This window comes from Mycobacterium sp. NGS62, assembly GCF_059812285.1.
Genome location: NZ_JCALCK010000005.1, coordinates 183,513 through 195,588, shown reverse-complemented (window position 1 = coordinate 195,588; position 12,076 = coordinate 183,513). Strand labels below are relative to the sequence as shown.

Here is a 12,076-nt window from a genome sequence, read left to right as displayed (position 1 = left end):
GCCCAGGACGCTGGCACGCATGACAGCTCGGTCGGTGGTGTTGTCCGTGCTGCTCGGCGCTCACCCGGCCTGGGCCAGCGCAGCCGAATTGATCAGGCTCACCAGCGATTTCGGTATCAAGGAAACCACGTTACGAGTGGCGCTGACCCGGATGGTCAGCGCCGGAGACCTGATCCGGTCGGCCGACGGCTACCGGCTCTCCGACCGGCTGTTGGCCCGCCAGCGCCGTCAGGACGAGGCGATCAGCCTGCGCGTGCGGCGCTGGCATGGCGACTGGACCATGGTGATCGTCACCAGCGTCGGCACCGACGCCCGCAGCCGCGCTGATCTACGAAACACTTTGCACGGCAAAAGATTCGGTGAGCTACGCGAAGGGGTATGGATGCGCCCCGATAACCTCGACTTCGAACTGAAGCCAGACATCCGGGACCGGGTACGGATCGTGAAGGCTCGCGACGACGCGCCCGGCGAGCTGGCCGGCCAGCTGTGGGACTTGCCGACGTGGGCACGGGCCGGCTATCGCATGCTCGACGAGATGTCATCTGCCACCGACGTTCCCGCCCGGTTCACGGTGGCCGCCGCGATCGTGCGCCATCTGCTGAGTGACCCTATGCTGCCGACTGAACTGTTACCCGCGGATTGGCCGGGCGAGGGGCTGCGGGCAGCCTACAACGACTTTGCCGCCGAACTGACCGCGCGGCGCGACGGTATCCGATTAGTGGAGGCGACATGAGTGATCCGGTGCGTGTCGAGCGCAGTGGGCCGGTTACCACGGTGATTTTGAATCGGCCGGAGGCCCGCAACGCCGTCAATGGCCCGACAGCCGCGGCCCTGTTCTCCGCATTCGAAGAGTTCGACCGGGATGACGCCGCATCGGTGGCGGTGCTGTGGGGCGACCACGGAACATTCTGCGCGGGAGCAGACTTGAAGGCGTTTGGCACTACTGACGCCAACGCCGTGCACCGGACCGGGCCGGGCCCGATGGGGCCCACCCGGATGGTGTTGTCCAAACCGGTGATCGCCGCGGTCAGCGGCTATGCGGTAGCAGGTGGGCTGGAGTTGGCGTTGTGGTGCGATCTGCGGGTCGCCGAGGAGGACGCCGTGTTCGGCGTGTTCTGCCGTCGTTGGGGAGTGCCGCTAATCGACGGCGGCACCATCCGACTGCCGCGTCTGATCGGGCACAGCCGGGCGATGGACATGATCCTGACCGGTCGCGGCGTCGACGCCGCGGAAGCCCAGGCGATCGGCCTGGCCAACCGCGTCGTGCCCAAGGGGCAGGCCCGCAGCGCCGCCGAGGAGTTGGCAGCGCAGCTGGCCGCACTGCCGCAGCAGTGCATGCGATCAGATCGGTTGTCGGCGCTGCACCAGTGGGGGATGGTCGAATCAGACGCGTTGGACTATGAATTCGCCAGCATCTCCCGCGTCAAGACTGAGGCGACGGCAGGAGCGGGCCGCTTCGCAGCCGGCGCCGGCCGGCATGGCGCGAGCAGCTAACCCTCGTTGACCTTGTTGCCCGAGCCGAGGTTCTCGACCGTCGGCTTGCCGTTTTTGTAGCTGATGGTGTTGTTGAAGCCGACGATGTTGAGTTGCTTGTCGATCTTGTCGAAGGTGATTTTGTTGTCCGCGCCGCCGATGCTGACCGTCGAGCACGTGCCTTTGACGGTCAACTTGTTGTTGGAGCCGCCAACGTTGAGCGATTTCCCGTCACCGCAATCGAGATCCGTTGTGGTGCCGAACGATCCGTAGTTGATAACGTTCCCGAGCTCGAACTGTGCACCGGTGCTTTCGGTCGTGCTCGTCGTCGACGGTGTCGCGTTCTTGTCATTCGACCCGCAGCCGGCCAGCCCGAATACTGCCAGTGCGGTGACGGCGAGCGCCCCGGCTACCGATGCCCGAGAGCGGCCGCCGCTGTACGCGTGCATTTCTCCTCGATTCGTCCGGGTAGTGGGTGAACGTCAATCAGCGTCCGCGGACTTTCACACTGCGGCGCGATTGATGCGGTTGGTCATGCCCAGTTCACGGCCGCGGTCCCAGATGACCGGGTCACCGTTGTGGAAGTACACCGTTTCGTCAGTGCCGTAGACGGTGATGTCGTTGAGAACCGTGTCGGCGACGATGGTGTTGCTCGTACCCATCACCGTCACCGCCCAGCAGGTACCCAGCGCGTTGACCGTGTTGAAGGTCCCGTTGACGATCAGCGTGGCATTGTTGCAGTCCACCGTCGTCTCGACGCCTTCTCCGGTGATGTGGGTGTCGCCGTTTTTGGCGTGTGCGGCCGGCGCTCCGACCGCCAGTATGAGCGGGATGGTGATCGCGCAGGCGACCAATGTTCGGCCCAGGCTTGTCGATTTCACCGCGGGGTCCTCTCGCCATGGCGCGTGATTGCTCGACTGAGCCTACGTGCATTGTCTTAGGTGGTGGCCGGCTTCCTCCATTTGCGGATGGGTTTGATGGTCCGGAGTTGTTCTCGGGCCTACCTCCGACGGCCCGCGTCGTCGCCGGACTAGAGTTCTTCGCTGACCCTGGTGCATTGCAAAGACGGGTCGACGTGAACCGAAGGGCGATCGCCGTGGCAGCTGAACCGGAACCACAGGTTGGTCGGTCGCGTGCCGCCGGCAAGGCTGCGGCCCGACCAACCAAACTCAGCCGCGAGATCATCATCAATGCCGCACTGACCTTCCTCGACCGGGAAGGCTGGGACGCATTGACCATCAACGCGCTGGCCACCCAGTTGGGCACCAAGGGCCCGTCGCTGTACAACCATGTGCACAGCCTGGAAGATCTGCGCCGCACAGTGCGGACGCGGGTGATCGACGACATCATCACCATGCTGAATCGAGTCGGTGAGGGCCGCGCCCCCGACGACGCGGTCCTGGTCATGGCGGGCGCTTACCGCAGCTATGCCCATCACCACCCCGGTCGGTATTCGGCGTTCACCCGGATGCCACTCGGTGGCGATGACCCCGAGTACGCCGCCGCCACCCGGAGCGCCGCCGCCCCGGTGATCGCGGTGTTGTCCTCGTACGGTCTCGACGGCGAACAGGCCTTCTATGCGGCATTGGAGTTCTGGTCGGCGTTGCACGGTTTCGTGTTGCTGGAAATGACCGGTGTCATGGACGACATCGACACCGACGTGGTGTTTTCCGACATGGTGCTGCGGTTGGCGTCCGGAATGGAGCGCCGCAGCAGGTAAGCGCCGCGGTAGGTAGGCCGGGCCAGGCGGGCCCCTAGACTCGTGGAGAATTTGCACCCGATCCACGGAGCTGTTGTCACCATGCCCGAGGAGTTCCAGCTTGAGTCCGCTACCCATCTCGCCGTCGTCCTGGCCTGGCTGGCGGGCGCCACCGCCGGCGCCTACCTGCTGGGCTGGGGGGTGTCTTGGCTGTTGCGCCGCATCGGCCGGCGCAGCGAGTTGATCCAGGACGTCGACACCCTGACCCGCCGATCGTTTCGCGCCCTACTCATGGTGATCGCCGCACACATCGCCGTGGATGCGACCATCGATGCGTCGGTGTCCTGGCGGGACAACGTCGATCACCTGCTGCGCATCGTGACGATCGCGACCACCACCTGGCTGTTCGCCAGCCTGGTTCAGGTCGCGGAGCGGCGCACCATCGCCCGCTTCGCCGGCGGTGACGCCGGTATCGCCGACGCGGACCGGCAGCGCCGACGAATCCGGACCCAGGCCATGACGCTGCGGCGACTGGCGATTGCCATCCTGATCGTGCTCGGGGCCGCCGCGGCGCTGATGACCTTCCCGTCGTTCACCCAGGTCGGCAAGACGCTGTTCGCCTCGGCCGGGGTGTTGTCGGTGGTGGCCGGTCTTGCCGCGCAGACCTCGCTGGGCGCGGTGTTCGCCGGGATGCAGATCTCGTTCTCGGACGCGATCCGGGTCGGCGACGTGGTGGTGCTGGAAGGCGAGTGGGGCCGCATCGAGGAGATCACCCTGACCTACGTGGTGGTCCAGATCTGGGATCAGCGCCGACTGGTGCTGCCCACCACGTACTTCACCACCAAACCCTTCGAGAACTGGACGCGTTACTCCACCGACCTGCTCGGCACGGTGGTCTTCGATGTGGACTTCACCGTCCCGGTGGACGAGATGCGTGCCGAGTTGCAACGCCTGCTCGCCGAGAACGAGCTGTGGGACGGCCGCTCGGGCTCGCTGGTGGTGCTCGACGCGGTCGGCGGCTTTCTGCGGGTGCGGGTCACGCTCAGCGCGTCGAACTCCGGTGACCTGTTCACCCTGCGATGCGCGGTGCGCGAAGGCCTGGTCGACTGGCTGCAACGCACCCACCCGGGCGCGCTGCCGCGCTGGCGGTTCGAAGGGTCGCCCTCGCGCAGCGACGCCGAACTGGTGGGGGCCGGCAACGCCCGCGGCGGGGCGTAATAGCGTCGCGGCGGAGCACAAAGGCGTGGGCCTGGGCGGGCCGCAGCCGGGGCTGCCGTCGCCGCTTTGACCTGCTCGACTAGCGGCGGGTATTGTGGATACTCGCGCCTGGCGGCGTAGGGCGCCTTGGGGACGTAAGGTGCGCACGCCGGGCCAATTCGCATGTCCATGACGCTACGGATTGAATCCGGGGCAGGCGCGTGCGACACACCCGGCCGCGGGGTACTGCGGCAGGGCATAACAGCAGGACAGAGACGGAAAAACAGAAAGCCGGTAGATGCCAACCATTCAGCAGCTGGTCCGCAAAGGACGCCGCGACAAGATCGGCAAGGTCAAGACCGCGGCCCTCAAGGGCAGCCCGCAGCGCCGTGGCGTGTGCACGCGCGTGTACACCACGACCCCGAAGAAGCCGAACTCGGCGCTTCGGAAGGTGGCGCGTGTCAAGCTGACCAGTCAGGTTGAGGTCACGGCCTACATCCCCGGCGAAGGCCACAATCTGCAGGAGCACTCGATGGTCCTGGTGCGCGGCGGCCGGGTGAAGGACCTGCCGGGCGTGCGCTACAAGATCATCCGCGGCTCGCTGGACACCCAGGGCGTCAAGAACCGCAAGCAGGCTCGCAGCCGTTACGGCGCCAAGAAGGAGAAGAGCTGATGCCGCGCAAGGGTCCCGCGCCGAAGCGTCCGCTGGTCAACGACCCGGTCTACGGGTCGCAGCTGGTTACCCAGCTGGTGAATAAAGTTCTCCTGCAAGGGAAGAAATCGCTGGCCGAACGCATTGTTTATGGTGCGCTCGAACAAGCCCGGGACAAGACTGGCACCGATCCGGTGATCACTCTCAAGCGGGCTCTGGACAACGTCAAACCGGCCCTGGAGGTCCGCAGCCGCCGAGTCGGTGGCGCCACCTATCAGGTGCCGGTCGAGGTGCGGCCGGAGCGGTCGACCACGCTGGCGCTGCGCTGGCTGGTCAGTTTTTCCCGGCAACGCCGGGAAAAGACCATGGTCGAGCGGTTGGCAAACGAGATCCTGGATGCCAGCAATGGCCTTGGGGCCTCCGTCAAGCGGCGTGAGGACACTCACAAGATGGCCGAGGCCAACCGCGCCTTCGCGCATTATCGCTGGTAGGGAGCCGCATCGGCGACCATCTGGCAGCGTCGCCGGAGGCGAGAACGACAGCTAACCAAGCAATCGAAAGAGTGGGAAGACTTCTGTGGCACAGAAGGACGTGCTGACTGACCTGAGCAAGGTCCGCAACATCGGCATCATGGCGCACATCGACGCCGGCAAGACGACGACCACCGAGCGGATCCTGTACTACACCGGCGTCAACTACAAGATCGGTGAAACGCACGACGGCGCCTCCACCACCGACTGGATGGAGCAGGAGCAGGAACGCGGCATCACCATCACCTCGGCGGCGGTGACCTGCTTCTGGAACGACAACCAGATCAACATCATCGACACCCCGGGCCACGTCGACTTCACCGTCGAGGTGGAGCGCAGCTTGCGGGTGCTCGACGGTGCGGTCGCGGTGTTCGACGGCAAAGAGGGCGTGGAGCCGCAGTCCGAGCAAGTGTGGCGCCAGGCCGACAAGTACGACGTGCCGCGGATCTGCTTCGTCAACAAGATGGACAAGATCGGCGCCGACTTTTACTTCACGGTGCGCACCATCGAGGAGCGTCTGGGCGCCAAGCCGCTGGTCATCCAGCTGCCGATCGGCGCCGAGCACGAGTTCGAAGGCATCGTCGACTTGGTCGAGATGAAGGCCAAGGTGTGGCGCGGCGAGACCAAGCTCGGCGAGACCTACGAGACCGTCGAGATCCCCGCCGAGCTGGCCGACAAGGTCGAGGAGTACCGCACTGCGCTGCTGGAGATCGTCGCCGAGACCGACGAAGAGCTGCTGGAAAAGTACCTGGGCGGCGAGGAACTGTCCGTGGCCGAGATCAAAGCAGCGATTCGCAAGCTGACGGTGGCCTCCGAGCTCTACCCCGTGCTGTGCGGCAGCGCGTTCAAGAACAAGGGCGTGCAGCCGATGCTCGACGCGGTCATCGACTACCTGCCGTCGCCGCTGGACGTCGAGTCGGTGCAAGGCCATGTGCCTGGCGATGAGAGCGAGATCATCACCCGCAAGCCCAGCACTGACGAGCCGTTCTCCGCGCTGGCATTCAAGATCGCGGTGCACCCGTTCTTCGGCAAGTTGACCTACGTGCGGGTGTACTCCGGGAAGGTGGAGTCGGGCTCACAGGTCATCAACGCCACCAAAGGCAAGAAGGAGCGGCTGGGCAAGCTGTTCCAGATGCACGCCAACAAGGAGAACCCGGTCGACACCGCGTCGGCCGGCCACATCTACGCGGTGATCGGGCTCAAGGACACCACCACCGGTGACACGTTGAGCGACGCCAACCAGCAGATCGTGCTGGAGTCGATGACGTTCCCCGACCCGGTCATCGAGGTGGCCATCGAGCCCAAGACCAAAAGCGACCAGGAAAAGCTGAGCCTCTCGATCCAGAAGCTGGCCGAAGAGGACCCGACGTTCAAGGTGCACCTGGACCAGGAGACCGGCCAGACCGTGATCGGCGGCATGGGCGAGCTGCACCTGGACATCCTGGTCGACCGGATGCGTCGCGAGTTCAAGGTCGAGGCCAACGTCGGCAAGCCGCAGGTGGCCTACAAAGAGACCATCCGCCGCAAAGTGGAGAGCGTCGAGTTCACCCACAAGAAGCAGACCGGCGGCTCGGGTCAGTTCGCGAAGGTCATCATCACGCTGGAGCCGCTCGTCGACGGCGAAGAGGGCGCGACCTACGAGTTCGAAAACAAGGTCACCGGTGGTCGCATCCCGCGGGAGTACATCCCGTCGGTGGACGCCGGCGCGCAGGACGCCATGCAGTACGGTGTGCTGGCCGGCTACCCGCTGGTCAACCTCAAGGTGACCCTGCTCGACGGCCAGTACCACGACGTGGACTCGTCGGAGATGGCGTTCAAGATCGCCGGCTCCCAGGCGCTGAAAAAGGCGGCCGGACAGGCGCAGCCGGTGATCCTGGAACCGATCATGGCCGTCGAGGTCACCACCCCTGAGGACTACATGGGCGACGTGATCGGCGACCTGAACTCCCGCCGTGGTCAGATCCAGGCCATGGACGAACGCAGCGGTGCCCGCGTGGTCAAGGCGCATGTGCCGCTGTCGGAGATGTTCGGCTACGTCGGCGACCTGCGGTCGAAGACACAGGGTCGGGCAAACTACTCGATGGTGTTCGACTCGTACGCCGAAGTACCGGCGAACGTGTCGAAGGAGATCATTGCGAAGGCGACGGGCGAGTAAACAACCAGCATTGGCGCGGAGTAACCTTGCCCGGTCACTACCGCGGCACAAGTGAAGAAACCAACACTGCTTTAACGAGCACCAACAAGTCCAGGAGGACACAGAAGTGGCGAAGGCGAAGTTCGAGCGGACGAAGCCGCACGTCAACATCGGGACCATCGGTCACGTTGACCACGGCAAGACCACGCTGACCGCGGCTATCACCAAGGTCCTGCATGACAAGTACCCGGAGTTGAACGAGTCGCGGGCATTCGACCAGATCGACAACGCGCCCGAGGAACGTCAGCGCGGTATCACGATCAACATCTCCCACGTGGAGTACCAGACCGAGAAGCGTCACTACGCGCACGTCGACGCCCCGGGTCACGCCGACTACATCAAGAACATGATCACCGGCGCCGCCCAGATGGACGGCGCGATCCTGGTGGTCGCCGCCACCGACGGTCCGATGCCGCAGACCCGCGAGCACGTGCTGCTTGCGCGTCAGGTCGGGGTGCCCTACATCCTGGTCGCGTTGAACAAGGCCGACATGGTCGACGACGAGGAGCTGCTCGAGCTCGTCGAGCTGGAGGTCCGCGAGCTGCTGGCCGCCCAGGAGTTCGACGAGGACGCCCCGGTGGTCAAGGTATCGGCGCTGAAGGCGCTCGAGGGCGACGAGAAGTGGGTCGAAGGCATCGTCGAGTTGATGAACGCGGTCGACGAGTCGATTCCGGATCCGGTCCGCGACACCGACAAGCCGTTCCTGATGCCCGTCGAGGACGTCTTCACGATCACCGGCCGGGGCACCGTCGTCACCGGCCGTGTCGAGCGCGGCGTGATCAACGTCAACGAAGAGGTCGAGATCGTCGGCATCAAGCCGACCAGCACCAAGACCACGGTCACCGGTGTCGAGATGTTCCGCAAGCTGCTCGACCAGGGCCAGGCCGGCGACAACGTCGGTCTGCTGCTGCGCGGTATCAAGCGCGAGGATGTCGAGCGTGGCCAGGTTGTCACCAAGCCCGGCACCACCACGCCGCACACCGACTTCGAGGGCCAGGTCTACATCCTGTCCAAGGACGAGGGCGGCCGGCACACGCCGTTCTTCAACAACTACCGTCCGCAGTTCTACTTTCGCACCACCGACGTGACCGGTGTGGTGACGCTGCCGGAGGGCACCGAGATGGTGATGCCCGGTGACAACACCGACATCTCGGTGAAGCTGATCCAGCCCGTCGCCATGGACGAGGGTCTGCGCTTCGCGATCCGCGAGGGTGGCCGTACCGTCGGCGCCGGCCGGGTCACCAAGATCGTCAAGTAGTTTCGACCAAAAGCACAAGCGGCGCTCATCCGAAAGGGTGGGCGCCGCTTTGCGCTGCGCGTTATTCTCACGAACGTGTTGTGGCGCTACCTGAAATCGCAGGTGTTCGTGCTGCTGTGCGGCGGCTTGGTCGGACCGATCTTTCTGGCCGTCTATTTCGCCACCGGGCAAGACAATTTATTGAAATGGATGTTCTACGTTGGCCTGTTCGTAACGGCTGGCGACGTGCTGGTTGCGCTGGCACTGACAAACTACGGGGCGAAATCGGCGGCCATGACCGCCGCGCTCGAGCAAAGCGGAGTCCTGGCGCTGGCGCAGATCACCGGGATCACCGAGACTGGTACCCGGATCAACGACCAACCACTGGTCAAGTTGCAGTTGCGCATCGCCGGTTCGGGTTTCACGCCATTCGACAGTGCCGACCGGGTCATCGCGAGCGTGACCCGGCTGGGCAACATCACCGCACGCAAGCTCGTCGCCTTAGTCGACCCCGCGACCCAGAGATACCAAATCGACTGGGAGCGCAGCGCTTTGGTCAATGGCCTGGTGCCAGCGCAATTCACTGTGGCAGAAGACAACAAGACATATGATTTGAGCGGGCAGGCCGGGCCGCTGATGGAGATCCTGCAGATCCTCAAAGCCAATAACATCCCGGTGAATCGGATGGTCGACGTGCGGTCCAATCCTGTGCTGCGGCAGCAGATTCAGGCGGTGGTGCGGCGGGCGGCAAGCCGGACCGCAGAAGACGCAGCCGTTGACGGCCCGTCGGCCGCGGGATCGCCGGCTGCGGTGATCGCACCGGTGCAGTCCATCGGGGAGCGGTTGCAGGAACTCGAGACGCTGCATGCTTCCGGCGCGCTAACCGATGCGGAGTACGCCAGCAAGCGCGCCGAGATCATCGCCGAGATCTGACCCTCGGCTGTTCCGGCTGGGCCTGTCTAGAACACGTTTCAGTTCCGCTGCTAGCCTGTCCGGCAGTTGGTGAAAGGGGTGTCCGTGACTACAGCAGCGGGGTCTTTGCAGGGACGCGTCGCGTTCGTTACCGGCGCTGCCCGGGGACAGGGCCGCGCCCACGCGGTCCGATTGGCGCGCGAGGGCGCCGACGTCATCGCCCTGGACATCTGTGCGCCGGTATCCGAGAGCATCACCTACCCCGCAGCCACCCCTGAGGATCTCGCCGAGACAGTCCGTGCGGTGGAGGCCGAGGGGCGGAAGGTGCTGGCGCGTGAGGTGGACATCCGTGACAGCGCGGCGCTGCAGCAGTTGGTGGCCGACGGCGTCGAGCAGTTCGGCCGGCTCGACATTGTGGTGGCCAACGCGGGTGTGCTGAGCTGGGGCCGGGTTTGGGAAATCACCGAGGAGGAATGGGACACCATCATTGGTGTCAACCTCTCTGGTACCTGGCGTACCGTCCGCGCGGTGGTGCCGGCAATGATCGAGGCCGGTAATGGCGGGTCCATCGTGGTGGTCAGCTCGTCAGCAGGGCTGAAGGCCACCCCCGGCAATGCCCACTATTCGGCGTCCAAGCATGGCCTGGTCGGGCTGGCCAACGCCCTGGCGATCGAACTGGGCGAGTTCGGCATCCGCGTCAACACCATCCATCCGTATTCGGTCGACACCCCGATGATCGAGCCGGACATGATGATGAAAATCTTCGCCGAGCACGGGCACTATGTGCACAGCTTCCCCCCGATGCCGGTGCAGCCCAAGGGGTTTATGACCGCAGACGAGGTCTCCGACGTCGTGGCCTGGCTGGCGGGCGACGGCTCCGGGACATTGTCGGGAGCGCAAATTCCGGTCGACAAGGGCGCCTTGAAGTACTAACGCAGGGTGGCCCACCATTCGGCGCCGCGATCGTGTATGAACTCCACGTGACTAGTAGCGAGGGGGGCAAGGGCCCCGCAAACGGAATCGTGGTCGTCGGCGGGGGGCTCGCTGCGGCTCGGCTGGCTGAACAGCTTCGCCGGGCGGAGTACACCGGCCCGCTCACCATCGTCAGTGACGAAGCGCATCTGCCCTATGACCGGCCGCCGCTGTCAAAGGAGGTATTGCGCAGCGAGGTCGACGACGTGACGCTCAAACCGCGGGAGTTCTACGACGAACGCGATATCACCCTGCGTCTCGGGTCGGGGGCCACCAGTCTGGACACCGCGGCACAAACCGTGACGCTGGACGACGGAACGGTGCTGGGCTACGACGAGCTCGTGATCGCGACCGGTCTGGTGCCGCGGCGCATTCCGGCGTTTCCCGATCTGGAAGGCATCCGGGTGTTGCGTTCATTCGACGAGTGCCTGGCGTTGCGCAGCCACGCGTCTGCCGCACACCGTGCCGTCGTCGTCGGTGCCGGATTCATCGGCTGTGAGGTCGCGGCAAGCCTGCGCGGTCTGGGGGTCGAGGTGGTGCTGGTGGAGCCGCAGCCGGCGCCGCTGGCGTCGGTGCTAGGCCAGCAGATCGGTGAGTTGGTGGCACGGCTGCACCGTGCGGAGGGTGTCGACGTGCGTACGGGCGTCGGGGTCGCCGAGGTTCGCGGTAGTGGCCACGTCGAAACGGTCGAGCTGACCGACGGCGCTGAGGTGGCGGCCGACCTGGTGGTGGTCGGCATCGGCTCCCGGCCGGCCACCGAGTGGCTGGAGGGCAGCGGCATCGAGGTCGACAACGGCGTGCTCTGCGACATGGCCGGGCGCACCAGCGTGCCCAACGTGTGGGCGCTCGGCGACGTCGCCTCGTGGCGCAGCCCTGCGGGACACCAAGTGCGAGTGGAACATTGGAGCAATGTCGCTGAGCAGGCGAGAGTCGTGGTGCCCTCGATGCTTGGCCGAGATGTCCCGTCGAACGTCGTGGTCCCCTACTTCTGGAGCGATCAATACGACGTCAAGATCCAGTGCCTGGGCGAGCCGCACGCCACCGACACCGTGCACCTCGTCGAGGACGACGGCCGCAAGTTCCTGGCCTATTACGAGCGCGACGGTGCGGTGGTCGGCGTCGTCGGTGGTGGCATGCCCGGCAAGGTGATGAAGACCAGAGCCAAAGTCGCTGCGAGTGCGCCGATCTCGGAAGTCCTGGGCTGATCACC

Annotated in this window: 13 protein-coding genes; 11 read left to right on the top strand and 2 right to left on the bottom strand. The window is 65.1% G+C overall.

All coding sequences use genetic code 11. The annotated features are described in order from the left end of the window. Positions 1 to 10 precede the first annotated feature (10 nt). Together AC5Y49_RS15345 and AC5Y49_RS15340 are read left to right on the top strand one after the other, a co-directional pair. Positions 11 to 733: a PaaX family transcriptional regulator C-terminal domain-containing protein gene (locus AC5Y49_RS15345; RefSeq protein ID WP_499888817.1), complete on the top strand. Its 723-nt coding sequence runs from the start codon at positions 11 to 13 to the stop codon at positions 731 to 733. Further along, on the top strand, positions 730 to 1,494 hold the full coding sequence (locus AC5Y49_RS15340; protein ID WP_499888390.1) for a crotonase/enoyl-CoA hydratase family protein: 765 nt from the start codon (positions 730 to 732) through the stop codon (positions 1,492 to 1,494). The genes AC5Y49_RS15345 and AC5Y49_RS15340 overlap by 4 nt, the downstream gene beginning before the upstream one ends. Here AC5Y49_RS15340 and AC5Y49_RS15335 read toward each other — a convergent pair. Both AC5Y49_RS15335 and AC5Y49_RS15330 read right to left on the bottom strand, forming a co-directional pair. Continuing rightward, the gene (locus tag AC5Y49_RS15335; protein ID WP_499888389.1) at positions 1,491 to 1,922 is read right to left on the bottom strand and encodes a DUF3060 domain-containing protein; all 432 of its coding nucleotides are present in this window, start codon (positions 1,920 to 1,922) and stop codon (positions 1,491 to 1,493) included. The two genes, AC5Y49_RS15340 and AC5Y49_RS15335, sit on opposite strands and share 4 nt — an antisense overlap. A gap of 54 nt (positions 1,923 to 1,976) precedes the next feature. After that, positions 1,977 to 2,354 carry a DUF3060 domain-containing protein gene (locus tag AC5Y49_RS15330; protein ID WP_499888387.1) on the bottom strand — a complete coding sequence of 126 codons (378 nt, stop codon included), beginning with the start codon at positions 2,352 to 2,354 and terminating at the stop codon, positions 1,977 to 1,979. Between the two features lie 215 nt (positions 2,355 to 2,569). Between AC5Y49_RS15330 and AC5Y49_RS15325 the strand changes: the two genes are divergently transcribed. The 9 genes from AC5Y49_RS15325 (at position 2,570) to AC5Y49_RS15285 (ending at position 12,071) form a co-directional block, all read left to right on the top strand. Next, positions 2,570 to 3,193, top strand: coding sequence for a TetR/AcrR family transcriptional regulator (locus AC5Y49_RS15325; protein WP_499888385.1), 624 nt, complete (start codon positions 2,570 to 2,572; stop codon positions 3,191 to 3,193). 81 nt (positions 3,194 to 3,274) lie between these two features. Next, positions 3,275 to 4,390 carry a mechanosensitive ion channel family protein gene (locus tag AC5Y49_RS15320; protein ID WP_499888815.1) on the top strand — a complete coding sequence of 372 codons (1,116 nt, stop codon included), beginning with the start codon at positions 3,275 to 3,277 and terminating at the stop codon, positions 4,388 to 4,390. Between the two features lie 277 nt (positions 4,391 to 4,667). Further along, positions 4,668 to 5,042 carry a 30S ribosomal protein S12 gene (gene rpsL, locus AC5Y49_RS15315; protein ID WP_003879423.1) on the top strand — a complete coding sequence of 125 codons (375 nt, stop codon included), beginning with the start codon at positions 4,668 to 4,670 and terminating at the stop codon, positions 5,040 to 5,042. Further along, complete coding sequence (rpsG, locus tag AC5Y49_RS15310) at positions 5,042 to 5,512, top strand: 30S ribosomal protein S7 (protein WP_499888383.1); 471 nt, start codon at positions 5,042 to 5,044, stop codon at positions 5,510 to 5,512. Before rpsL ends, rpsG begins: the two co-directional genes overlap by 1 nt. Positions 5,513 to 5,597: 85 nt before the next feature. Continuing rightward, positions 5,598 to 7,706 carry an elongation factor G gene (gene fusA, locus AC5Y49_RS15305; protein ID WP_499888382.1) on the top strand — a complete coding sequence of 703 codons (2,109 nt, stop codon included), beginning with the start codon at positions 5,598 to 5,600 and terminating at the stop codon, positions 7,704 to 7,706. A 106-nt stretch (positions 7,707 to 7,812) separates the two neighbouring features. Continuing rightward, positions 7,813 to 9,003, top strand: coding sequence for an elongation factor Tu (gene tuf, locus AC5Y49_RS15300; protein ID WP_499888381.1), 1,191 nt, complete (start codon positions 7,813 to 7,815; stop codon positions 9,001 to 9,003). Between the two features lie 75 nt (positions 9,004 to 9,078). Next, positions 9,079 to 9,915 carry an SHOCT domain-containing protein gene (locus tag AC5Y49_RS15295; RefSeq protein WP_499888380.1) on the top strand — a complete coding sequence of 279 codons (837 nt, stop codon included), beginning with the start codon at positions 9,079 to 9,081 and terminating at the stop codon, positions 9,913 to 9,915. An 84-nt stretch (positions 9,916 to 9,999) separates the two neighbouring features. Beyond that, entirely contained in the window at positions 10,000 to 10,827 is an 828-nt protein-coding gene (locus AC5Y49_RS15290) for a mycofactocin-coupled SDR family oxidoreductase (RefSeq protein WP_499888379.1), read from the top strand. A gap of 32 nt (positions 10,828 to 10,859) precedes the next feature. Continuing rightward, a complete protein-coding gene (locus tag AC5Y49_RS15285) occupies positions 10,860 to 12,071 on the top strand; it encodes an NAD(P)/FAD-dependent oxidoreductase (protein WP_499888377.1) in 1,212 nt (403 codons plus the stop codon). The last annotated feature ends 5 nt before the right edge of the window (positions 12,072 to 12,076 follow it).